The sequence below is a fragment of the Microbacterium sp. IO18 genome (assembly GCF_049099505.1).
GTDB classification, from domain to species: Bacteria; Actinomycetota; Actinomycetes; order Actinomycetales; family Microbacteriaceae; genus Microbacterium; species Microbacterium aurugineum.
In genome coordinates this window covers 895,055-917,918 of the sequence record NZ_JBMJAF010000001.1, presented here as the reverse complement: position 1 = coordinate 917,918, position 22,864 = coordinate 895,055, and the positions used below count along the sequence as shown (strand labels likewise).

General features: G+C 68.5%; 22 protein-coding genes. 11 read left to right on the top strand and 11 right to left on the bottom strand.

Going from position 1 to position 22,864, the window contains the following annotated elements; genetic code table 11:
* Positions 1-2: 2 nt before the first annotated feature.
* Positions 3-644, bottom strand: coding sequence for a DUF4129 domain-containing protein (locus ACLF6J_RS04515; RefSeq protein ID WP_134353469.1), 642 nt, complete (start codon positions 642-644; stop codon positions 3-5).
* On the bottom strand, positions 641-2,038 hold the full coding sequence (locus ACLF6J_RS04510; RefSeq protein WP_279586698.1) for a hypothetical protein: 1,398 nt from the start codon (positions 2,036-2,038) through the stop codon (positions 641-643). The genes ACLF6J_RS04515 and ACLF6J_RS04510 overlap by 4 nt, the downstream gene beginning before the upstream one ends.
* 97 nt (positions 2,039-2,135) lie before the next feature.
* Between ACLF6J_RS04510 and mtrA the strand changes: the two genes are divergently transcribed.
* The 5 genes from mtrA (at position 2,136) to hpf (ending at position 7,751) form a co-directional block, all read left to right on the top strand.
* A complete protein-coding gene (gene mtrA, locus ACLF6J_RS04505; protein ID WP_047524414.1) occupies positions 2,136-2,816 on the top strand; it encodes an MtrAB system response regulator MtrA in 681 nt (226 codons plus the stop codon).
* 7 nt (positions 2,817-2,823) lie between these two features.
* The gene (gene mtrB / locus ACLF6J_RS04500; protein WP_047524413.1) at positions 2,824-4,506 is read left to right on the top strand and encodes an MtrAB system histidine kinase MtrB; all 1,683 of its coding nucleotides are present in this window, start codon (positions 2,824-2,826) and stop codon (positions 4,504-4,506) included.
* Entirely contained in the window at positions 4,503-6,221 is a 1,719-nt protein-coding gene (locus ACLF6J_RS04495) for an LpqB family beta-propeller domain-containing protein (RefSeq protein ID WP_244093627.1), read from the top strand. Before mtrB ends, ACLF6J_RS04495 begins: the two co-directional genes overlap by 4 nt.
* A gap of 93 nt (positions 6,222-6,314) precedes the next feature.
* On the top strand, positions 6,315-6,962 hold the full coding sequence (locus ACLF6J_RS04490) for a ComF family protein (protein ID WP_134353470.1): 648 nt from the start codon (positions 6,315-6,317) through the stop codon (positions 6,960-6,962).
* A gap of 132 nt (positions 6,963-7,094) precedes the next feature.
* Positions 7,095-7,751: a ribosome hibernation-promoting factor, HPF/YfiA family gene (gene hpf, locus ACLF6J_RS04485; protein WP_134353471.1), complete on the top strand. Its 657-nt coding sequence runs from the start codon at positions 7,095-7,097 to the stop codon at positions 7,749-7,751.
* A gap of 76 nt (positions 7,752-7,827) precedes the next feature.
* On the opposite strand, the gene ACLF6J_RS04480 is transcribed toward hpf, so the two are convergent.
* Both ACLF6J_RS04480 and ACLF6J_RS04475 read right to left on the bottom strand, forming a co-directional pair.
* Positions 7,828-9,150: a hypothetical protein gene (locus ACLF6J_RS04480; protein ID WP_134353472.1), complete on the bottom strand. Its 1,323-nt coding sequence runs from the start codon at positions 9,148-9,150 to the stop codon at positions 7,828-7,830.
* Between the two features lie 104 nt (positions 9,151-9,254).
* Positions 9,255-9,905, bottom strand: coding sequence for a PadR family transcriptional regulator (locus ACLF6J_RS04475; RefSeq protein WP_134353473.1), 651 nt, complete (start codon positions 9,903-9,905; stop codon positions 9,255-9,257).
* A 199-nt stretch (positions 9,906-10,104) separates the two neighbouring features.
* On the opposite strand from ACLF6J_RS04475, the gene secA reads away from it, so the two are divergent.
* Together secA and ACLF6J_RS04465 are read left to right on the top strand one after the other, a co-directional pair.
* Positions 10,105-12,906: a preprotein translocase subunit SecA gene (gene secA, locus ACLF6J_RS04470; protein WP_421076833.1), complete on the top strand. Its 2,802-nt coding sequence runs from the start codon at positions 10,105-10,107 to the stop codon at positions 12,904-12,906.
* Between the two features lie 66 nt (positions 12,907-12,972).
* Positions 12,973-14,199 (top strand): pyridoxal phosphate-dependent aminotransferase, encoded by a 1,227-nt coding sequence (locus ACLF6J_RS04465; protein ID WP_047524408.1) that lies wholly within the window; start codon positions 12,973-12,975, stop codon positions 14,197-14,199.
* Here ACLF6J_RS04465 and ACLF6J_RS04460 read toward each other — a convergent pair.
* Positions 14,090-15,367 carry an AAA family ATPase gene (locus tag ACLF6J_RS04460; RefSeq protein WP_134353474.1) on the bottom strand — a complete coding sequence of 426 codons (1,278 nt, stop codon included), beginning with the start codon at positions 15,365-15,367 and terminating at the stop codon, positions 14,090-14,092. The genes ACLF6J_RS04465 and ACLF6J_RS04460 overlap by 110 nt on opposite strands.
* On the bottom strand, positions 15,364-15,984 hold the full coding sequence (locus tag ACLF6J_RS04455) for an SAF domain-containing protein (RefSeq protein WP_134353475.1): 621 nt from the start codon (positions 15,982-15,984) through the stop codon (positions 15,364-15,366). Before ACLF6J_RS04455 ends, ACLF6J_RS04460 begins: the two co-directional genes overlap by 4 nt.
* A gap of 97 nt (positions 15,985-16,081) precedes the next feature.
* On the opposite strand from ACLF6J_RS04455, the gene ACLF6J_RS04450 reads away from it, so the two are divergent.
* A complete protein-coding gene (locus ACLF6J_RS04450) occupies positions 16,082-16,360 on the top strand; it encodes a helix-turn-helix domain-containing protein (RefSeq protein WP_047524406.1) in 279 nt (92 codons plus the stop codon).
* Here the strand turns inward: ACLF6J_RS04450 and ACLF6J_RS04445 are convergent.
* Positions 16,348-16,959 carry a hypothetical protein gene (locus ACLF6J_RS04445; protein WP_134353476.1) on the bottom strand — a complete coding sequence of 204 codons (612 nt, stop codon included), beginning with the start codon at positions 16,957-16,959 and terminating at the stop codon, positions 16,348-16,350. The genes ACLF6J_RS04450 and ACLF6J_RS04445 overlap by 13 nt on opposite strands.
* A 130-nt stretch (positions 16,960-17,089) precedes the next feature.
* On the opposite strand from ACLF6J_RS04445, the gene ACLF6J_RS04440 reads away from it, so the two are divergent.
* Together ACLF6J_RS04440 and ACLF6J_RS04435 are read left to right on the top strand one after the other, a co-directional pair.
* Positions 17,090-17,476 (top strand): Rv3235 family protein, encoded by a 387-nt coding sequence (locus ACLF6J_RS04440; protein WP_047524404.1) that lies wholly within the window; start codon positions 17,090-17,092, stop codon positions 17,474-17,476.
* A 24-nt stretch (positions 17,477-17,500) separates the two neighbouring features.
* The gene (locus ACLF6J_RS04435) at positions 17,501-18,985 is read left to right on the top strand and encodes a sensor histidine kinase (RefSeq protein WP_047524403.1); all 1,485 of its coding nucleotides are present in this window, start codon (positions 17,501-17,503) and stop codon (positions 18,983-18,985) included.
* A 64-nt stretch (positions 18,986-19,049) separates the two neighbouring features.
* Here the strand turns inward: ACLF6J_RS04435 and ACLF6J_RS04430 are convergent, their stop codons facing one another.
* Positions 19,050-19,298, bottom strand: a complete 249-nt coding sequence (locus ACLF6J_RS04430; RefSeq protein ID WP_017203224.1) for a WhiB family transcriptional regulator — start codon at positions 19,296-19,298, stop codon at positions 19,050-19,052.
* Positions 19,299-19,527: 229 nt separating this feature from the next.
* Here ACLF6J_RS04430 and ACLF6J_RS04425 point away from each other — a divergent pair, with 229 nt between their 5' ends.
* Positions 19,528-19,914, top strand: coding sequence for a hypothetical protein (locus ACLF6J_RS04425; protein WP_244093628.1), 387 nt, complete (start codon positions 19,528-19,530; stop codon positions 19,912-19,914).
* Positions 19,915-19,965: 51 nt separating this feature from the next.
* Here the strand turns inward: ACLF6J_RS04425 and bcp are convergent, their stop codons facing one another.
* Genes bcp through aroA form a run of 3 tightly spaced genes read right to left on the bottom strand, consistent with a single transcriptional unit; the run spans position 19,966 to position 22,838 of the window.
* Positions 19,966-20,439 (bottom strand): thioredoxin-dependent thiol peroxidase, encoded by a 474-nt coding sequence (gene bcp, locus ACLF6J_RS04420; RefSeq protein WP_047524401.1) that lies wholly within the window; start codon positions 20,437-20,439, stop codon positions 19,966-19,968.
* Between the two features lie 9 nt (positions 20,440-20,448).
* On the bottom strand, positions 20,449-21,519 hold the full coding sequence (gene rsgA / locus ACLF6J_RS04415; RefSeq protein WP_134353478.1) for a ribosome small subunit-dependent GTPase A: 1,071 nt from the start codon (positions 21,517-21,519) through the stop codon (positions 20,449-20,451).
* Between the two features lie 2 nt (positions 21,520-21,521).
* Positions 21,522-22,838, bottom strand: a complete 1,317-nt coding sequence (aroA, locus tag ACLF6J_RS04410) for a 3-phosphoshikimate 1-carboxyvinyltransferase (RefSeq protein ID WP_134353479.1) — start codon at positions 22,836-22,838, stop codon at positions 21,522-21,524.
* Between the last annotated feature and the right edge of the window lie 26 nt (positions 22,839-22,864).

The window sequence follows — 22,864 nt, the reverse complement described above, 5'->3', positions numbered from 1 at the left end:
GCTCACGCCGACACCTCCTCGGGGCGAAGCGACAGGAGTCGGGCGTCGGTCGCGGCGAGCTCTCGATAGGTCTGCTCCGTCGCGGCGTGCCCGAGGTAGCGGACGTCGTCGAACGCAGTGGCCGCGCGGCGCATCGCCTCCGCCTCCTGCTCGAACACCCGGATCGCGTCGCGCGCGATGGACTGCGCGGTGGCGCCGGGGGCGGGATCGATCAGATCCCGCTCCAGCAGGCTCCGGGCGATGGCGCGGTACCGGAGGATCGTCGCCGTGCTCCAATCGCCTTCGCGTGCTCGGCGCTCGGCGTCGCTGCGCAGTTGTGACGCCGAGCGATCATCGGCCGCGCCCAGGAGATCCGCGCGGCCGCGTCGGACGGTGCGAGACCTTCGAGGCCGACCCCAGATGATGAGGGCCGCGATCAACGCGGCGACGATGAGGGCGATCACGATGATGAGGGCGGCCGGCCCCACATTCGCACTGTTGTCGGCGTTGAACAGATCGGCGAGGAAACGGCCCACGTCACGGGCGAAGAGGTCGAACCACGTCGGCTTCGCGTCGGCATAGCGCGGGTTGGAGAGCTCCTCCTCGGCCCAGCGTCGCGCCTCATCGCCGTCGGGGACGAACAGGTCGTCGAACGGTCGGATCATGCCGTGTCATCGCCGCCGGGCGCAGCCCACCCGGTCTCCCGCGGTGCGGTCGGTGCGGGCGGTGCGGGCGGAGGCGGGGGCGGGAACCCCGTCGGCGCGGTCCCCATCGATCCCGTGCTCCCCGGCGATGGTGGCGGCACCGGGGGTGCGGAGGGCTGCGCCGGGGGCGGTGGTGAAGGCTGTCCCGGGTAGGGCTGCGCTGCCGTGTAGGGCTGTGCTGCCGGGTAGGGGGAGGAGGGAGCACCTGGTGCGGTGCCGTACGGAGCAGAGGCGTAGCCCTGGGTCATCTGCACGTGCTCTGGGACCTGTCGGGGCGGTGGTGCGGAGCTGACGGCACGGGCGGGGTCCACGCGGAACGGGTCACCCTGCTGCTCGTCCGTCCAGCCGAGGTCCCGGCGTTCCACATACGCGATGAGTGTCTGATCCAGACCCTCGTACCGCATCCGGCAGTCGACGTAGATGAGTGCGGCACCGGTGCTCTGGACCACCGCCGCGATCGCCTGGATCACGAGGATCAGGATCTGCGGCGCGAGGATCGCGAGGACGAAACCGACGACGGCCGCAGGTTCCACGGCGCCGGTGGGCGCGATCACGGGAGTGAGGAGCGTGCTCAGCAGCGTCGAGGGGATGCTCACGACCTGCATCGCCACACCCATGATGAGGTTGATGAGGAACACGACCCCGAAGGCGACCCAGAAGCGGCCCCGGGTGAGGCGCCAGGACCGGACGAGTGCGTCGCGGAAGCGTGCGCGTTCGAGGACGAGGATCGACGGCACCAGCAGCAGCTTCGTCGTCAGCCACACGAACAGCGGGATGGCGGCCAGCACGATGACGATCACCGTGAGGACGACGACGCCGATGAGCTCGGCACTGCCACCCAGGCCGCCCGCCACGAACGCGGCGATGATCGCCGCGACGATCGCGAAGAGCCCGAAGACCGCGGCCACCGTCAGCGACGCGAAGCCGGCGAGCCGCCAGAACGACGGCGCCATCCTGCGCCAGAGCATCCGGAGCGTGGCCTTCACGCCGACGGCTGCGTAGCCGATCTCGGCGGCGACGACGCCCTGCATGACCGCGGTGAACGCGATCGTCGCGAGGCCCACGGCGATTCCGGCGATGAGGTTGATCCCGACCGTCCCGGCCAGCACCGCCTCGAAGTCCGGTGACGAGGGGGAGACCGTCTCCAACCGGGAGAACGTCGTGAAGAACACGACCCCCATCACGCCCGCGGTGACGAGAACGACGACGAGCTGGATGACGACGGCGAACCCGAACAGCACCTTCGGGTTGTGCCGAAGCGCCGCGAAGGCCTTCCCCAGCAGCATTCCGAATGTCAGCGGATGAAGAGGGATGATCCCCTTCTTCGGGGCGGGCGTCCATGTCTGGCCACTCAAAAGGCACTCCCTCCATCGTGCGGTCCCATCGTGTCATATCCACGACGTGGTGCGCAGACCTGGGGCCTCTGGGACTGGGTGCCATAAGGTAACAGTTATGACCTCACGCATTCTCGTGGTCGACGATGACACAGCACTCGCCGAGATGATCGGAATCGTGCTGCGCACCGAGGGTTTCGAGCCGGTCTTCTGCGCGGACGGAGCGCGAGCCGTCGAGGAGTGGCGCACGCAGCGGCCCGATCTGGTGCTGCTCGACCTCATGCTCCCCGGGATGGACGGGATCGAGATCTGCACGCGCATCCGCGCCGAATCCGGGGTGCCGATCATCATGCTCACGGCACGCAGCGACACCGCCGACGTCGTCCGTGGGCTCGAGGTGGGCGCGGACGACTACATGGTCAAGCCGTTCAACCCCAAGGAACTCGTGGCGCGGATCCGTACTCGTCTCCGCCCGACGCCGCAGGCCACCAGCGAACAGCTGCGGGTCGGCGACCTCACCGTCGACGTGGACGCGCATGAGGTGCGTCGAGGGACGGACCCGATCGCACTCACGCCTTTGGAGTTCCAGCTGCTCGTCGCTCTCGCCTCGAAGCCGCAGCAGGTCTTCTCCCGGGAGATGCTCCTGGAACAGGTGTGGGGATACCACTACAAGGCCGACACACGACTCGTGAACGTGCACGTGCAGCGCCTTCGCGCCAAGGTCGAGCTCGACCCGGACAACCCCAAGATCGTGATGACGGTGCGTGGTGTGGGCTACCGTGCCGGGAGCGTGGGCTAGGAGCACGATGGCTGCGACGACAGCGACCACGACGACGGTCGCCGTCCTGCGCGACTGGCGAGGCTGGCCGACGATGCTCGGCCTCCTGTGGAGACGGTCCCTCCGGTTCCGCACCCTCTCGATCACGCTGCTCGCGACCTCGTTGGCGATCTTCATCACGTGCGTGACGATGGCTCTCGCGATCCAGAACGACCTCTTCATCTCGCGGAAGAACGTCGCCCTCGAAGACGCCCGTCGGGCGGTCGACCAGGCGCAGCGGATCCTCGATGTGGCCGAGGTGGGCGACGACCCGGCTGCGCTCAGCACTCTCTGGGACGGCATCAGGGACACGCTGGCACGGACATCGAGCACCGACCAGCTCGCGGGATACAAGATCGAGACGGGCGCCGACACCTCGCCGTTGAACGGGTTCGAGGCCGGGCTGAACGAAAGCCTGTTGAGCCCGGAACTGCGCAGGCGCGTGGTCGAGCTCGATGACCGCCAGGAGTGGCAGTCCGTCGCGCTCCCGGTCGAGAACGGCGGGGTGGTCCCCGGGATCGTCGTGGGGCAGCAGCTCCAGGTCCCGGAAGCAGGGCCGTTCGAGATCTACTTCGCCTATGACCTGGGCGATGCCGATCAGACGCTCCTGTTCGTGCAGCGCACGCTCTGGATCGCCGGGATCGGGCTCGTGGCGATCGTGGCGGCGATCTCCTGGATCGTCCTGCGAGCCGTGTCGACACCGATCGTCCAGGCCGCCGAGACGAGTGCGCGACTCGCCGCGGGCGATCTGGGAGTGCGGATCGATGTGCACGGCGAGGACGAGCTGGCCGTCCTCGGGCGTTCGTTCAACGCCATGGCCGACAGCATCGAGGCGCAGATCAAGGAACTCGGCGAGCTGTCGATGGTGCAGCAGCGCTTCGTCTCCGATGTCTCGCACGAGTTGCGTACACCGCTGACCACCATCCGACTCGCCGCGGACATGCTGAACGACCAGCGTGCGGAGTTCGAGCCGACCACGGCGCGCGCGGCGGAACTGCTGCACGCGCAGGTGCAGAGGTTCGAGACGCTGCTCTCGGATCTGCTCGAGATCAGTCGCTACGACGCGGGATCGGTGCAGCTCGAGCTCGAGGCCACGAGTCTCGCGCACCTGGCCGAGGACATCATCGAACAGATGAGACCGCTCGCGGATGGCCACGGCACCGAATTGCGCTTGGTGGCGCCGGGCGGCTACTCGCCCGTGGACATGGACCCCCGCCGGGTGCGCCGGGTGCTGCGCAATCTGATCGGCAACGCGATCGAGCACGGCGAGGGCCGTCCGGTCGTCATCACGGTCGATAGCAACCAGCACGCGGTCGCCGCCGGTGTGCGGGACTTCGGTCTCGGGATGGAGCCGGGTGACGCCGAGCGGGTGTTCGACCGGTTCTGGCGGGCGGACCCGTCCCGACAGCGCACCATCGGCGGCACGGGGCTCGGGCTGTCGATCGCTCTCGGCGACGCCACCCTGCACGGAGGAACGCTGGCGGTCTGGTCGGAACTCGGTGTCGGGACGAACTTCGTGCTGACCATTCCTCGGCACGAGGGAACGCTGGACGGACCGAGCCCGGTCCCCGTCGAGCCGCAGGAGCCCTTGGCGGAACTGGGCGACGCGACGCAGCCGATCTCGCTCGCCGAGAGTCGCATCGAGCTGTTCGACGAGGGGGAGGGGCCATGATCCGCGCACGATCGAAGCGACGATTGCGTGGCGCGGCGCTGGCGCTCGCCGCGCTGCTGCTGCCGGCGTGTGCAGGGCTTCCGACCAGCGGCGACGTGACGGTCGGCCTCAAGCTCGGCGAATCCTCGCAGGACATCGATTTCCTTCCGGTCGCCTCGGGTCCGGTCAAGGGGGCGGGCCCCGAGCGCATCGTGGAGGGCTTCCTGGAGGCCGGCATCACGACGGCTGACAACTGGGCCACAGCGCGGGAGTTCCTTTCGCCGGCGTTGCAGCGCACCTGGCGACCTGCGTCCGGCGTGTCCGTCGACGCGGGCCCAGAGTCCCGCATCCTCACCTCGACGGTCCCCGAAGAGCTGGTCGAGGAGGCCGATACGGCCGAGGTGCAGGTCGAGCTGGACCTGGTCGCGAGTGTCGACGAATCCGGTGCCTACGCGGATGCGCCCGGGGCCTCGACCATGCCGTTCGCCCTCGAGCGGATGGACGACGGCGAATGGCGCATCACGGAAGCGCTCGACGGGGTCGTGATCGACGACCCGCGGTTCGACAAGGTGTACGACGCCTACCCGTTGCAGTACTTCGACGTCAGCTGGTCGCGACTCGTCCCCGACATGAGGTGGTTCCCCCGGCGCCAGAGTCCGGCGACGACGGTGACGCGGGCACTGATCGGCGGTGTGCCCAGCGCCTGGCTGGATCCCGTCGTGCAGAACTCGTTCCCCGCCGACGTCCAGCTGGCCCAGGACGCGGTTCCGATCACCGGGCAGGTGGCCGAAGTCGCGCTCACTCGTCCGGCGGTCGCGCTCGACGAGACGACGCTCGCGCGGATGCGCACCCAGCTGCAGGCGACGCTGAGGGCCGCGGGGGTCGCAGTCACGCGCGTGCAGTTCACCGTGGACGGTCGCGACCTCGATGCCGGCGTGGTCGACGTGATCGAACCTTCGACCGAGATCGGCACGCTCGTCCTGAAGGACGGGGTCTTCGGCAAGATCGTGGGAGATGAGATCTCGCCGCTCCCCGGCATCAGCACCGAGATCGCCGCGATCGCTCAACCCATCCTCTCCCTCGATGTGGCGGCGGACGAGTCCCAGGTCGCGGCGCGACTCGGAGACGGTCATGTCTACCTCGTCCGCGACGGCAGCCGCATCGAGCTGGATTCGCGTACCGGGCTCATCGATCCTTCGCTCGACCCGTACGGGTACACCTGGTCGGTGCCGCGAGGGGATCCTTCCGCCCTGCGCGCCTGGGACGCTGAGGTGGTTCCGCAGACGGTGGCGAACGCCTGGCCGAATGCTTCCGCGATCTCGGACCTCCGGGTCGCCGCGGACGGCAGTCGGGTTGCCGCGGTCATCACGGTCGGTAGGCAGTACTGGGTGGTCGTGGCCGGCATCGTCCGCGACGCCGCGGGCGTTCCGATCGAGCTCAGCGATGCCAAGCAGCTGATCCAGCTCTCCGAGCCGGCGACGGGCCTGGTGTGGTTGGGTCCCGACCAGCTGGGTGTGCTGATGGACCCGAGCAGTCCGAAACTCATCACTCAGATGGTCGGGGGACCGGGTACCTCGGAGGCCGCTCCGGGCGATGCGATCTCCGCCGCCGGTGCGCGGACGACCGCGGGAGTGCGCATCCTCGGTGCGGGCGGACAGCTGTTCGCACATGCGGGGACGGCCTGGCGTGAAGTCGCGTCCGGGATCTCCGTCCTCGCCACCCGCGCAGGCGAATGACCCTTCCTGCACGACGCGGTCCCGTCCGAGGGTTGTACAGGACGGCCGGCGGCTCGACGGTGTGACCGATGCCAGGAGTCGCAGAATCGTCGGATGCCGGAAGAATCCCGTCTCCTTCGGATCGGCGCCGAGGTCGCCGCGTTCCTGCTCGCCGCGAACTGCGCGGGCTGCGGTGAGCCCGGCCTCCTGCTGTGCCCGGGCTGTCGGAGTGCCTTGGCGCCGCGGGCGCAGGAGTCGGTGACACCGGCGGGGCTGCCCGTCTGGTCCTCCCTCGAGTTCGACGGGGTGGCGGCGCGCTGCATCCGGCGGCTCAAGGGGGAGGGGGACACGCTCATCGCGCGCCCGCTCGGTGCGGCGCTGGCGAGCGTCCTCAGCCCGCTGGTGACATCGGCGACGTGGATCGTGCCCGTTCCGACGAGCCGGGCCGCTTTCCGACGTCGGGGCTACCGCGTCCCGGACCTGCTGGTCCGCCGTGCGCACGCGGATCCGCAGGCCGTGCTCACCGTCGAGGGAGCGCGCCCGGATCAGCGCGGCCTGGGTGCTCGCGCACGCCAGACGAACGTCCGCGGAGCGATGCGTGCCCGGCACCGAGGAGAGGGAGCCGAGGCGGTCATCGTCGACGACGTGATCACGACCGGGGCGACATTCGACGAGGCAGCGCGCGCCCTCACGGTGGCCGGGTTCCGAGTCGTCGCGGCCGTCGCGCTCGCCGCCACGCCGCTTCGTGGCGGATTCGCATGAACCTCATCGACAACCCACCGGAGACACAGGAGAACCAGCTCGTGACATCCGTCGACGGGCGGACTACGGTGGGGGGACACAAGGCGACCACGGTCCGCCCTTGGCCGGGAGGACCGGGACAAGGAGGCAGCAATGGAAACAAGCATCGTTGGCGTCGGAGTGGGTATCACCGATCGCTTCCGAACCGTTGTCGAAGAGAAGATCGCCAAGATCCAGATGCTCGCGTCTCGCGCGCAGCGGCTGGATGTGAAGGTCACCCATCGCGTGTATCGCAACGGTCATGTGCCCGATGAGACCGTCGAGCTCACGCTGATCGGGAAGGGACCGGTCGTCCGAGCCGAAGCGACGGATGGAGACAAGTTCGTCGCTCTCGATCTCGCGGTGGACAAGATGTCCGAGCAGCTGCGTCGCGCGAAGGAGAAGCGGGTCGATGGACGACAGCACCCGCGCGGCGCTCACTTCGAGAAGGAGAGCGGAGCTCTCACGGGCATCGACGTCCAGCCGGCCTCGGCGGACGTCCTGCATGCCGTCGCCACCGGCAACGTGCCGGTGCAGCAGACGGAAGAGGAGGACTATTCGCCCGTCGTCATCCGCACGAAGAGCTTCGACGCCGAGTGGATGACCGTCGAGGAGGCCGTCGACCGGATGGAACTGGTCGGACACGACTTCTTCCTCTTCGTGGACGTCCGTACCGACCACCCGAGTGTCGTGTATCGGCGCAAGGGCTGGGACTACGGCGTGATCGCGTTGAGCACCCAGGCTCCGCCGTCCGAGGCTCTCGCCTCCTGATCGACGTTGCGAAACGGCCCGGCCCCTGGGAAAGGGACCGGGCCGTTTCGACGTCCGGGAGGCGTGAGGGCTCGGGTCAGTCGAAGATTCCGTCGAGCAGGCTGCCGATCACGAGTCCACCGAGGATGCCGGATGCGAGGTCACCGCCGCCACCGCGTCGTCCGCCGCCGCCTCCCCATCCGCCGCCGCCCCAGCCCTCGTCCTGCGGGCGGGACGAATCGATGTCGCGCTGGGCGAGCTGCAGCGCCTCGGAGGCGAGGTGTGCGACCCGTCGTGCCTGCACGAGCGCGGCTTCGCGGGTCTCTTCGGCCGGGAGGAGGTCGGAGAGGTCGACACGAAGTCGTTCCGCCTCGGCGAGGCGTGTGCGGGCGTCCGCGCCGATCCAGCCGCGATGACCGGCGATCAAGCCGCGTGCCACACCCAGCTGCCGGTCGGCGTCGTCGATCGCGTGCTGCACCTGGGCGATGCTCGGGAGCGGGTTCTCGGCGCGGTGGCGTGCCTTCGCGATGGCGTCGTCCAGCGCGGAGTTGGCGTCACGCAGGCGGGAGAGCTCCGCGAACGGATCGTTGGGTTGTCCCGACGGCGTCAGCGCCGAGAGCGCGGCCTGGAGGTCTGCGACAGCTGACGCCACCGCCGGTACCGCGGGAGCGTTGCGTGCGGCGATGAGGTCGTTGCGGGAGTCTGCCACGACTTCGGCGAGCGTGGATTCGGCGCGCAATGCTTCGATCTCGAAGTCCTCGACGGCCTCGAGGAGCGTGGATGCTCGCCGGGTCGCTTCGGTCGCGGTCTCGAGCGCGACGTTCGCCTCTTCGTTCTGCTTCGCCGCTCGACGGCGCTCCGACACGTCGGCGCTGTGGGTTGCGAAGCTGATGAGCTGCTCCGCTTCGGCGGCGCTGGCCGTGATCTGATGCATCGCGGAATCGGCGTAGCGTGCGGAGAGACGTGCGACAGCCTCGTTGGTCTGCGGGATGCGGGCGCTGAGCGCCGCAGCCTCCGCGCGCACTCGTGCGATGATCTCGGGCGCGCGTCGAACCGTGGAGACGGACTCCGCGAGCTCGGAGGTCTTCTCGTCGAGGAGGTCCTGCGCCCAGTCGCACAGCTGCAGGATGCGTGCGTTGCGGGTGCGCAGCTCTTCGTCTGTGTCGGGGATCTCATCGTGATTCAGCTGGTGGAGCTGGAACGCCTCGCGCAGGTGGGTGCGCACCGCGGCGAGTGCCGTCCGCAGGTCGGAGGTCAGGCCTTCGCCGAGTTCGGCCTCGGCGAAGGAGAGCTCGTCGGCTGTGGTGCGGATCCGCTCGTCCGCTCCGACGAGGGCCTGCTCCGCACGCCGAGCCAGATCGGCGTCCCGAGCGGCGAGCTCTTCCTGTTCGCGTTTGCGCTTGCCCCAAAAACCAGCCATGGGTCGATCCTAGTTTCCCCGGCGCATGAGCCGGCTGAGCATCCGCTCCGGGCGAACGGGGAAGTTCGGCCGAGCGGCCCTGAGGTCGTCGCGACGGTGTTCGCTCAGGCTGCAGGCGCGGTTTCGGTGATCTCGGCGCCGGTGATCTCGGCATCGGTGATCGCGGCGCCGGATTTCGCAGGGCGTCCGCGTTTGGGGCGCTCCTCCGTGAGTTCGAGCGCCATCGCGTGCTGCGGGCGTCCGGTGAGGCGCTCGGCAGCGTGGTCGAGCCAGCGCACCTCGGCTTCGGCGGAGAAGATCATCGAGTCGACCACCAGTGACCAGGCGAGTCCCTCGGGGCCGTCCTCACCGCGCTTCGTCCGTCTGGCCTGCCGCAGCGTCTCGAGATGCTCCAGGGATGCCGCGCGCTGGGCGTGGATCGTGGCCGCGGCGTCGACACCGGGGAGGGTCGCGGCGACGGCGAGCTTGATCGCCAGCTCATCACGGGCTCCCTTGGCTCGCGCGAGGGGGGAGGCGAGCCACCGTGCGACCTCCGCATCTCCGGCGCGGGTGATCCGCCAGTACACATGCCCCTGCTCATCGGTGTGGCCGCGCTGCACGAGGCCGTCCCGTTCGAGTCGTTCGAGGGTGTTGTAGATCTGGCCGACGTTCAACGGCCAGACCGAACCGGTGCGCCGGTCGAACTCGTGCCGGAGCTGGTATCCGTAGCAGGGCCCCTGGGCGAGGATGGCGAGCATGCTCTGGCGTACGGACATCGTCGTCTCCTCGTGTGATCGGGCTGAATGCGATACCGAGTATATGGTTACCGGGCATGCTCTCGTCATGGCGCGCGGTGTCGCCGTGCGGCGACGTGCAGGCGACGTGGAGGTCACGGCCCGGTAACATGGCGAAGTATGCCTGGCGTCGGGTCCACCGATGGCCGGCGATTTACCCACTGACAGGGAGATGACATCCGTGGCCAATCCTCTTGAGAAGCTGCTGCGTGCGGGCGAGGGGCGGGTCATCCGCCGCCTGAATCAGGTCGTCAAGGCAGTGGGAGCGCTGGAAGAGGACATCTCCAAGCTCACCGACGACGAACTGCGCAACGAGACGACGGAGCTGCGGGCGCGGTACGAGAAGGGTGAGACGCTCGACCAGTTGATGCCCGAGGCGTTCGCCGCGGTGCGCGAAGCCGCCAAGCGCACGCTCGGTATGCGCGCCTACGACGTGCAGATCATGGGTGGCGCGGCGCTGCACCTCGGGAACATCGCGGAGATGAAGACCGGTGAGGGCAAGACCCTCGTCGCCACCCTCCCCGCGTACCTGAACGCGATCGCCGGCAAGGGCGTCCACGTCATCACCGTCAACGACTTCCTCGCGAGCTACCAGGCGGAACTCATGGGGCGCGTGTTCCGTGCCCTGGGCATGACCACCGGCATCATCGTCTCCGGTCAGACGCCGGCGATCCGCCGTGAGCAGTACGCCGCAGACATCACCTACGGCACGAACAACGAATTCGGGTTCGACTACCTGCGCGACAACATGGCGTGGCGGAAGGAAGACCTCGTCCAGCGCGAGCACTTCTTCGCGATCGTCGACGAGGTCGACTCGATCCTCATCGACGAGGCCCGTACGCCGCTCATCATCTCCGGACCGTCCTCCGGCGAGGCCAACCGCTGGTTCGCCGAGTTCGCGAAGATCGCCCGCACCCTCGAGGTGGGGGAGGACTACGAAGTCGACGAGAAGAAGCGCACCGTCGGCGTGCTCGAGCCCGGGATCGAGAAGGTCGAGGACTACCTCGGCATCGACAACCTGTACGAGTCCGCGAACACTCCGCTCATCTCGTTCCTGAACAACTCGATCAAGGCACTGGCGCTGTTCAAGAAGGACACCGACTACGTCGTCATGAACGACGAGGTCATGATCGTCGATGAGCACACCGGCCGCATCCTGGTCGGACGCCGCTACAACGAGGGCATCCACCAGGCGATCGAGGCCAAGGAGGGCGTGCCGGTCAAGGCCGAGAACCAGACGCTCGCGACCGTCACGCTGCAGAACTACTTCCGCCTCTACGACAAGCTCGCCGGCATGACCGGTACCGCCGAGACCGAAGCGGCTGAGTTCATGTCGACGTACAAGCTCGGCGTGATCCCGATCCCGACGAACCGTCCCATGATCCGCAAGGACCAGTCGGACCTCGTCTACAAGAACGAGACCGCCAAGTTCGCTCAGGTCGTCGAGGACATCGCCGAGCGTCATGCCGAAGGTCAGCCGGTGCTGGTCGGAACCGTCAGCGTCGAGAAGAGCGAGTACCTGTCCCGCCTGCTCGCGAAGAAGGGCATCAAGCACGAGGTCCTCAACGCGAAGAACCACGCGCGTGAGGCCGAGATCGTCGCCCGCGCGGGTCGCCTGGGAGCGATCACCGTCGCCACGAACATGGCAGGTCGAGGCACCGACATCATGCTCGGCGGGAACGCCGAGTTCCTCGCGGTGCAGGATCTCAAGGCCAAGGGCCTCGATCCGGTCGAGACCCCCGAGGAATACGAGACCGCCTGGGACGAGACCTACGAGGCGATGAAGAGCGTCGTGGCCGAGGAGGCCGAGAAGGTCATCGAGGCCGGCGGGCTCTACGTGCTCGGCACCGAGCGTCACGAGTCGCGCCGTATCGACAACCAGCTCCGCGGTCGCTCGGGTCGTCAGGGTGACCCCGGTGAGAGTCGCTTCTACCTGAGCCTCACCGATGACCTGATGCGACTGTTCCAGTCCGGTGCCGCCGAGGCCATCCTGGCGCGCACCAACTTCCCGGACGACGTGCCGATCGAGTCCGGCCTCGTCTCCCGCGCCATCCGCAGCGCGCAGTCGCAGGTCGAGTCGCGCAACGCCGAGATGCGCAAGAACGTGCTCAAGTACGACGACGTCCTGAACCGTCAGCGCGAGGCGATCTACGCCGACCGCCGTCACATCCTGCAGGGCGACGACATCGCCGACAGGGTGCAGCACTTCATCGAGGACGCGATCGCCGGAGTCGTCCGCGACCACACCGGCGAGGGCCACAACGAGAGCTGGGACTTCGATGCTCTGTGGACGGAGCTCAAGACGCTCTATCCGGTCGGAGTCACCATCGACGAGGTCGTCTCGGAGGCTGCAGGGCGCAAGGGCGGCATCACCGCGGAAGGTCTCACGCGCGAGTTGCTCTCCGACGCGAAGATCGCCTACGAAGCCCGCGAGGAGTCGCTGGGCGAGGCCGCGACCCGCGAACTCGAGCGACGCGTCGTGCTGCAGGTGCTCGATCGCCGCTGGCGGGACCACCTCTACGAGATGGACTACCTCAAGGACGGCATTGGCCTGCGAGCCATGGCGCAGCGCGACCCGCTGATCGAGTATCAGCGTGAGGGCTACGCGATGTTCCAGTCGATGATGGGGCAGATCAAGGAGGAGTCGGTCGGCTACCTCTACAACCTCGAGGTCGAGGTGCGCCGTGCCGCCGACTCGGACACCACCGAGGTCGAAGCCAAGGGCCTCGCCGCGGGCGGAGGCGAGCAGCGTCTCGAGTACTCCGCCGCGAACGATGCGGGCGAGGTCGAGGTGCGCAACGACCGCGGCCAGGTTCAGCAGGCGGCGACGGATCGCGTCCGTCAGGCCGCCGTGCGCGCGCAGGCTCCGCAGACCGAGCCCGAGGAGGCGCCCCGCGGTGCGTTCGGGCAGCGCACGGACGGTGACGCACCGGCCGCCGGCAACCGTGAACAGCGTCGCGCGCAGAGCAAGAAGAAGAAGTAGCGTTCGGTGAGGAGGAGGGCCAGTCCGGGTGGATTGGCCCTCCTTTCGTCGCTGTAGGCTTGGTCGATGACCCCAACGCGCAACTTCGATCAGTCGTCGAAGCTCAAGAACGTCCTGTACGAGATTCGCGGAAACGCCCTCGTCGAGGCGGCGCGCTTGGAAGCGGAGGGTCACAAGATCCTCAAGCTGAACACCGGCAATCCGGCCATCTTCGGCTTCGATGCACCGCACCAGATCGTGCACGACATGCTCGCCGCGATGCCCACGGCGCACGGTTACAGCGACAGCAAGGGCATCATCTCCGCCCGTCGCGCGGTCGTGAGCCGGTACGAGCAGATCGAGGGGTTCCCCCGGTTCGACCCCGATGACGTCTACCTCGGCAACGGCGTCTCCGAACTCATCACGATGACGATGCAGGCTCTGCTCGACGAGGGCGACGAGGTTCTGATCCCCGCCCCCGACTATCCGCTGTGGACCGCGATGACCAGTCTCGCGGGAGGCACGCCCGTGCATTACCTCTGCGACGAGGACGACGAGTGGCAGCCGGATCTCGAGGACATCCGCTCGAAGATCACGCCTCGCACCAAGGCTCTGGTCATCATCAACCCGAACAACCCGACGGGTGTCGTCTATTCGCGTGAAATCCTGGAAGGTCTCGTGCAGATCGCGCGGGAGCACCAGCTGCTCCTCCTGTCCGACGAGATCTACGACCGGATCCTGTTCGACGACGCGGTCCACATCCCGACCGCGACACTCGCTCCCGACCTGCTCTGCCTCACGTTCAACGGTTTGTCCAAGACCTATCGGGTGGCGGGATACCGCTCGGGGTGGATGGTCATCACCGGCCCGCAGGGGCACGCCAAGGGCTTCCTGGAGGGGATCACGCTGCTGGCGTCGACGCGGTTGTGCCCGAACGTCCCTGCGCAGCACGCCGTCCAGGCGGCTCTTTCGGGTGTGCAGTCCATCGAGGCGCTGATCGCTCCCACCGGGCGTCTGCGCGAGCAACGAGACATCGCCTGGGAAGGGCTGGAGTCGATTCCCGGGGTGTCCTGCGTCAAGCCGCAGGGCGCGCTCTACGCGTTCCCGCGTCTCGATCCGAACGTGCACGAGATCAGGGACGACGCTCGCCTCGTCTACGACCTCCTCGTCTCCGAGCACATCCTCCTGGTGCAGGGCACCGGCTTCAACTGGCCGACCCCGGACCACCTGCGACTGGTGACGCTGCCCGAGCCGCGAGTGCTGAGCGAAGCCGTCGAACGACTGGGGAACTTCCTCTCGAGCTACCGCCAGTAGGAAGCTCCGGACGTGTGGGAGACAGGGTCGCGGCCAGCCTCCTCACGCCGGCGACGAGCTGTGAACGGGGCGTGACGTCGGTCATCGGCCGGGCGTGCAGCAGTGCGGCGTCGGCGGCGCGCTGATCGAAGGGCAGGAACGTGACCTCGGTGATGCCCGCGAATCGCTCGAGGGTGCGCCGGACCTGCCTGCGCGCATCGATGCCGAGCGGACCCTGCCTGACCTGATTGACGACCACGGCGAGGGGCGTCGGGGCCGTGAGGCGTCGCAGTTCGGCGTGGTCACGCAGGAACCGGCTGAGGCTGAGAGGATCCGCCGCCGCGACGGCCACGATCAGGTCCGCCTCGATCAGCGTCGCCGAGGTCGCCGCATGTCGACGGGGCCCGGCGAGGTCGTACGTGACCTCGTCGTCCGCGTCGAAGGCTGCGGCCACATCCACGACCGTCTCCTCGCTCCACCCACGACAGGCCTGCAGCGTGGTGCGGAGACGGGCTGATGCCAGTTCCGGCCAGCGGCTCGGGCGATTGATCCCCGCCAGTACCTCGACGTCCTGACCTCCGCTCAGGATTCGGGTGGACAAGCGGGACAGTTCGTCGTCGTCGAGGGCACCTCGTTCGGCTCGACGACAGGCGGCGGCGATTCCGGGAGCGTCGTCGCTGAGCCCGAGCAGCAGGGCGATCGACGGCGCGACGGTGTCGGCGTCGATCAGAGCCGTGCGGCGGCCGGCCCGGGCGAGTTCGACCGCGAGTTGGATCGCGACGGTCGAGCGTCCAGGGGCGCCGTGCGGTCCCCAGACGGCGATGACGCGGTGGGGCTCGGGGCCGCGAGGCAGTGGCGCGTCGACGGTCTCGGTGCCCAGCGCCGCGGCGACCTCCCAGCCGGTGGCTTCGGTGGGCAGTGGTGCAGACAACCCGAGTCGTCCCCGCAGGCGGCTGTCCGCTCCGCCGAGGGCGAGGACGCGCACTCCCGCACGATCACACGTCGAGATCAGCTCGGTGGTCAGCACGGCCCGGGTCGCCGGAACGATGAGCGCTTCGGTGCCGGGAGGCAGGTCGACGACCGGAGTGCCGGCCGTCAGGACTGCGAGCACGTCGATCCCCTCGAGTTCCAGTTCGGCGGCCAGTGCGCTCGCGCGTGGCTCCGCGATTGCCACGACCACCGCGGTCATGAGGCGCCTCCGACAGGCAGCACCGAAAGGGCGGATCCGCCGGTGACCGCGGCGAGGACCTCCGCCGCGTCGGATCGGTCGATCACGAGCTCGAGCCGGGTGCCCGCCGAAGCCAGGACCCCGTCCGGCTCGATCACGTCGCGCACGATCACGTCGGCGACGAGGATACGGGGCGCCTCGTGCGAGCGCCCGTCGTCGATCGGCGGAGCGTGCCAGACCTCGACGACGGTGCCGGGCTCCACCTCCTCCGGGATGCCGGTGTTGCTCTCGATCACGATCGTGGTCTTCCGGCTCCGGTCCGCGTCGGTGAGAGACGACAACGGCACGATCTCGCCCTTCTCGATCGTCCGTGCCGCGATCTGCCCCGATCGCAGGTCTTCGGGCCCGAGGTAGTCGTCGCTCAGCAACCCGAGTCCCACCTCGACGACCTGGAAGTCGTCCGCGGTGAGGGTCTCGCCCTCGACGATGGTGTGGTCTGCTCGGAGTACCGGTTCCGCGTCGTCTGCCGTATCGATGATGAGCCACACGGCGGTGATCGAGAGCGCGACGAGAGCGATCCCGATGAGGAACCGCAGGTCGCCCCAGAACGCGCGCCGAGGTCGGGAGAGGAAAGGCATGGCGCTATCGTCACAGAGATCGAAACGGGACCTCCTCGGTTATCCACAGGGTTCCGTCCGACCCGATCCGGGGGAACGTGTCAGGGAGAATGGGGGCATGTCAGCCCCGTCCTCGCGCGCGCCGCGATTCCTCGCCCCCGCGCAGGTCGCCGAGCTGCTGAGCATCGGAGTGGGCGAGGTGATCGAGCTCGTGCACGAGGGCAGACTGCGAGGAGCTCAGCTCGGGTCGCCGCCGCGCTGGCGCGTGGAGGAGTCGAGCCTGGAAGGCTATCTGGCCGAGGAATCGGAGACGTCTCGCCGTATGGCGCTGTGGAGGCAATCACAGGTGGCGAGCTTCCCCGAGGTCTGGGGCATCTCGTCGGCTCACGGCAACTGATCTCCCGCGGTCCGCACCGTGACCAGTGCGGAGAACGGGACGATGCGGAAGCCCTGCACCGCACCGGCGAGACGCGCCTGCCCCGGGTCGTGCACCGCCAGATCCAGGTGATCCGCGGCCGCGCGATCGATCGTGCCGTGCACCTCACCCTCCCGGGTGGTGAGGTGTACGGGGACGCGGCGCCGCGCGAGATCACGCAGCACGAAGCCCAGTGTCATCCTCTCCCGGAGTGCGTGCTCGATGACAGGGGCCTCCTCGAGGCTCGCCAGGATCATGCCGTGGTCGGTGGTGATGCCGGCGATCGCGTGCAGCGGGACGAGCAGGGCGGCCGCCGGGGCGCGGACGGCATCCCCGGTGCCGCGCGATTCGACGGCCATCCAGTCGGCCCCGAGGGTGCGCACCGTGACCGGAAGGCGTTGACCGCTCACGAGGTCGATCAGGGCGTCCGCGTCGGAGCCGCAGAGAACCCGCAGGCGCGCTCGCAGATCCAACCGGGCGATGCGCAGCCTCTCCGACTCCGCATCGAGCACGGCGCGTTCGGCCTCCCACTCGGACGCCAGTTGGCCCTCGAGGTCTTCGAACAGTCGGTCCCAGTGCACCCGACCGAGCGTAGGCGACGTCGTTTTCGGACGTACGAGTTATCCACATACTTCCTCGATCAGCGTTCGGGAGCCCGGCGGTCGGTGCTGTACTGACGACCTCGCAGACCTTCCCGACCGAGAGATCGACATGACGCCTCACGAGTACTTCGCTCCGCAGCCGACACCGACCAGCGAACTGCCCGATCCCGCACCGCTCCTGCGCAGTCTCACCCGCGGTGTGCTCGAAGTGCTCGCCGGCGTCCGTGAGGTCGATCAGCTCGCGCGGTGGTTCAGCGAAGACGCGTTCCGCAGCCTGGTCACCCGGGCGAACCTGTCGGCGAGGGCGCGCAGCGCGCGCGGGGTCGCTCCCGCTCGCCCGACGTTCGAGATCCGGTCCCTGCGGGTGACGGCTCCGATCGACGGGGTCATCGAAGCGGTCGTCGTGGTGGCCGGACCGGGGCGCACGCGGGCGGTCGCGGTGAGACTGGATGGGATCGATCGACGCTGGCGCGCGACCTCCCTGGCCATTCTCTGACCGATGTGACCGTAGGCTGGAAGGGTGTCAACCCTCAGCGATCTCGCCCATGCCCAGGGCCTCCTGACCGACAGCGACGTGGAGTGGCTCCATCGTCTCGCCGGAGACGGACAGCTCCTCGCCGATCTCGCGTCCGCCGACATCGTCATCTGGATCCAGACCGAGGATGGCTCCTTCATCGCGGTCGCGCACGCACGACCGAGTGGTGCGGCCACGCTCTTCTATCGTGACATCGTCGGGGAGCGGGTGCGGCCTCAGTGGCGTACGCAGGTGCAGGGCGCTTTCGAGTCGGCCGAGATCGTGGATTCCTCATCACCGGACTGGTTCGAGGAGACGCCGACGCGGGTCCGAGCCGTGCCGATCGTGCCCGAACGCCGGGACACAGGCACAGCCCCCACAGCGATCGGCGTGGTCACCAGACACACCAACCTGGGTGAGCTGCGGACGCCGTCTCGCCAGCAGATCACCTTCGACGAGTGCGCGAACGACCTGTTCCGGATGATCGCGGACGGGAGCTTCCCCGATCTCGCAGCGCCGACCTCGCCGCGCCGAGGCGCCCCTCGCGCGTCGGACGGCCTGATCCGCATCGACGTGGACGGGATCAGCACGTTCGCGAGTCCGAACGCTCTGTCCGCCTTCAACAGGATGGGCTTCGACGACGAACTCGAGGGGGAGTCCCTCGCCGAAGTCACCACGCGTTTGGTGCCGCCTTCGCGGCAGGTCGACGAGTCACTCCCGGTCGTCGTCACAGGGCGCGCCCCCTGGCGGACCGACATCGAGGCGCGGGGTGTCACGGTGTCCTTGCGTGCGATCCCGCTGAAGGACCACGGCACCCGCATCGGGGCGATCGTGCTGTGCCGCGATGTGTCGGAGCTCCGTCACCAGGAGCAGGAGCTCATCACCAAGGATGCGACGATCCGCGAGATCCACCACCGGGTGAAGAACAATCTGCAGACGGTGGCGTCGCTGCTGCGGATCCAAGCCCGCCGCACGCACTCCGATGAGGCCAGGGACGCGCTCACACAGGCCATGCGCCGTGTCGACGCCATCGCGGTGGTGCATGACACGCTCGCGCAGGGACTCACGCAGAAGGTCGATTTCGACGAGGTCTTCCACCGCGTGCTCAAGCTCGTGGCGGAGGTGGCATCGGCGCCGAGCACCCGCGCGCGCACGCAGTCGACCGGTCGCTTCGGTGTGCTTCCGAGCGAGTATGCGACGCCGCTCGCTCTCGCGCTCACCGAGGTCGTGACCAACGCGGTCGAGCACGGTCTGGCAGGCCAAGAGGGCATCGTGACCATCGACGCCAAGCGCACGGAGGAGAACCTCCGCGTGACGGTGCGCGATACCGGTCTGGGCCTGCCGGAAGGTCGGATCGGTCAGGGGCTCGGGACTCAGATCATCCGCACACTCATCCAGGGCGAGCTCGGCGGCACGATCGAGTGGCGGGGGAGCGACGGCGAGGGCACCGAGGTGGTCATCGACATCCCGCTCCGCTGGCTCGACCGCTGAGGGCCGGCGCTCCCGGCACACGCGAAAGCGGCCCGAGAGTCGATCTCGGGCCGCTTTCGGAAGTTCAGGAGGCGCGGCGGGCGCGAGCGGCGCGGCGCTTCAGCGCACGGCGCTCGTCTTCGGAGAGGCCGCCCCAGACGCCCGAGTCCTGACTAGTCTCGAGGGCGTACTGCAGGCAGATCTCGGTGACCGTGCAGGTGGCGCAGACGGTCTTCGCCTTCTCGATCTGGTCGACGGCCGGGCCGGTGTTCCCCACGGGGAAGAAAAGCTCGGGGTCGACAGTCAGGCAGGCGGCCTTATCGCGCCAGTCCATGGGGGCTCCTCGGTGTGGATTTCAAGAGATGTCGCGGTGCGATTTCTCGGATTCGGGTAGCTGTTCGGGTTCGGCTACCCTGTTGAGATGCGGACGGAATGCCGCGAATTGTGATGCGAGCGTGAACGCCCGCCCCACGCCGCTGTGGGAGCACATGACTTTCTCTATTCTGTTACATGAATACCCTGAAATCAAGGGTTTTCTCCTCTTTCGATCCTTGGGAGACACTGTGCGCGCACCCGGAATCGCCCTCGCGGCCGCAGGGGTCCTTGCCCTCGAAGCGGTGGCTCTCCTGGTGTTCGCGATCATCGAACTCGCGGGTCTCGGAGCGGGCGACGCGTCGTCGCTGCCGACTGCCATCGCGCTCATCGCTCTCACGCTGATCGGTGCGGCTGCTCTCGCGGCATTCGCGTTCGGAACGCGCGCCGGCAAGTCGTGGGCGCGTTCGGGAGGAGTGGTGCTCCAGGTGCTGGCCGTCGCGCTCGCCCTCGCGTCCCTGACGGTTCAACCGGTCTCCTGGACGTTCACCCTCGGCGTCGGACTTCCGGCTCTGCTCGGGTTCGCCCTGCTCATCACGAGCGCACGACGAGAAGGCGCGCAGCGCCCGCTGGAGTGAGCTCCGTGCGGTGCCCGTGTCGACGCCGCGGCCGCGCCGCCGCCAACCGGGTCAGGCGTCGATGCCGAGTTGCTTGCGCAGCCGCGCCACGTGGCCGGTGGCCTTGACGTTGTAGAGGGCGATGTCGATCTTCCCGTCCTCATCGAGGACGAACGTGGAGCGGATGACTCCTTCGACGACCTTGCCGTAGTTCATCTTCTCGCCCCAGGCGCCGTAGGCGACATGGACCGAGTGGTCGGGGTCGCTGAGGAGGGGGAACGTGAGGGCGTCCCGCTCGCGGAACTTCGCCAAGGTCGCCGGCTCGTCGCGGGAGATGCCGATGACCCGGTAGCCGGCGCCCTGGAGCGAGGAGATGCTGTCGCGGAAGTCGCAGGCTTGGGTGGTGCATCCGGGCGTCATCGCCGCCGGATAGAAGTACAGCACGGTCTTCTCGCCGCGCAGGTCTGCCAGACGGACGAGGTTCCCGTCCTGGTCGAGGAGGGAGAAGTCGGGGGCTGCGGTACCGGGTTCCAGGCGCTGGGTCACGCCTCCAGCCTACCGGCCGGGGGCCTGCTCCGCCTTGTCGGCGAAGGTCTGCAGCAGTCGCTGGAGCGAGTCGAGGCGCGCGCGCCCGGTCTCGCCCAGCTCGCCCCGATCGGCGGCTTCGATGAGCGCGCAATCGGGAGCGTCCGCCAGGTGCGTGCAGCCACGCGGGCAGTTCTCCGCGATCTCGGCGAGTTCGGTGAAGGCCGCGAGGATGTTCGCCGGATCCACGTGACCGAGACCGAAGGAGCGGACGCCGGGGGTGTCGATCACCCAGCCGGTCCCTTCGGCGCCCTGGTACCGGAGCGACACCGTGGAGGAGGAGGTGTGTCGCCCCCGTCCGGTGACCTGGTTCACGTGACCCGTGGCGCGTCCGGCCGTCGGGACGAGCGCGTTGACGAGGGTGGACTTGCCGACGCCGGAGTGCCCGACGAAGACGGTCGAGTGCCCGACCAGGGCGGCGCCGATCTCGTCCACCGGCATCTCGTCCTGTGCGCTCGTGAACACCCGGAGGTCGAGGCCGTCGAAATGGGTGAGGAACTCCGTCGGGTCCGCGATGTCCGTCTTCGTCACGACGAGAAGGGGGCGGATCCCGGCGTCGAGAGCCGCGACCAGGTAACGGTCGACGAGACGCGCACGCGGCTCCGGGTCGGCAGCCGCCACGACGACGAGCATCTGGTCGGCGTTCGCGACGATCACCCGCTCGACCTGGTCCGTGTCGTCGGCGCTGCGCCGGAGGAGAGACGTACGCTCCACGATGCCGACGATGCGGGCGAGCGTTCCCTCGTCACCGGAGGTGTCGCCGACCACGCGTGCCTGATCGCCGGTGACGATGGGCATGCGACGCAGCTCCCTGGCCCTGGTCGTGGTGATCATGCGCTCGTCGGGGGTGTCTTCGCCGACGAGCACGGAGTAGCGACCGCGGTCCACGCCGAGCACCCTGCCGACTTCGGCATCCTCATGCGCAGGGCGACGCTTGGTCCTGGGGCGGTTGGCCTTCGGGTTGGGACGGGTGCGGATGGTGCTCTCGTCGTAGTCCTCGAAGTCGTCGTCGAGGTCGTCGGTGTCGTCGAGCCAGCTCACCGTCAGCCCCGCAGCATCCGCTCCCAGAGCATCGTGAACTCCGGGAGGGTCTTGGCGGTCGTGCCGATGTCGTCGATCACGACGCCGGGGACACGCAGCCCGATGAGCGCGCCGGTCGTGGCCATGCGGTGGTCGTGGTGCGCCGCCCACTCTCCTCCGTGCAGCGGGCGCGGGATGATCCGCAGCCCATCCGGGAGTTCCTCGGCCTCCCCGCCGAGCGCGCGGAGGTCACCGATCAACGCGGCGATCCGATCCGTCTCGTGAAGGCGGATGTGGCCGATGCCGCGAATCGTGGTGGGGGTCTCGGCGAAGGCGGCGAGACCCACGAGCGTCGGGGTGAGTTCGCTCGCTGCCGAGAGGTCGAGATCGAGGCCGCGGATGCTCGAGCCGGCTCGCACCGTGAGCGTGCCGCCGTGGCGTCCGACATGGGCACCGAAAGCCTGCAGGATGTCCGGCAGCATCGCGCCCGGCTGTGTGGAGTGCGCGGGCCAACCGGTGACAGCCACCGAACCGCCGGTGACGAGTGCCGCGGCGAGGAACGGCGCCGCGTTCGAGAGATCGGGTTCGATCGCGAGCTCCTTGGCGCGCGGCACGCCGGCCTCGACGAGCCACTCGCCGACGGCGGGACGCTCGATGCGGATGCCGCGACGGCTCAGCGCCTCGATGGTCATGTCGATGTGGGGCAGGCTCGGGAGGTGTTCGCCGGTGTGCACGAGGTGCAGCCCGACATCGAACCGGGGAGCGGCGAGCAGGAGACCGGAGACGAACTGGCTCGATGCGGAGGCGTCGACCTCGACGCGGCCGCCACGGATGCGTCCGTGACCGCGAATGGTGAACGGGAGTGACCAGGTGCCTTCATCGTCGATGTCGACGCCCAGGTCGCGGAGGGCGCTGATGAGTCCGCCCATCGGCCGGTGCAGGGCCGTCTCGTGGGCGGTGAGGTGCACGTCGTGCTCGGCGAGCCCCGCGAGCGGAGCGATGAAGCGCATCACGGTACCGGCTTGTCCGCAGTCGATCGTCGTGCCGCCGCTGAGCTTCGCCGGGGTGACGACCAGGTCGGGACCGAACTCGTGACCGGCCTCCACCTCCTCGATGCCGACGCCGAGCGCGCGCAGCGCATCGACCATACGGGCGGAGTCGTCGGAGTGCAGCGGCGCGATCAGCCGGCCGGGGCCGTCTGCGATCGCGGCGATCATCAGCTCGCGGTTCGTCAGCGATTTCGAGCCGGGGATCGTGAGCTCGGCATGCACGGGCACATCGGTGGTGGGCGCAGGAAAGGCACCCTGCACGCGGATGGGGGAATACCTGTTGGCGCTCATCGGTTCTCACCTTAGTAAACGCAGGG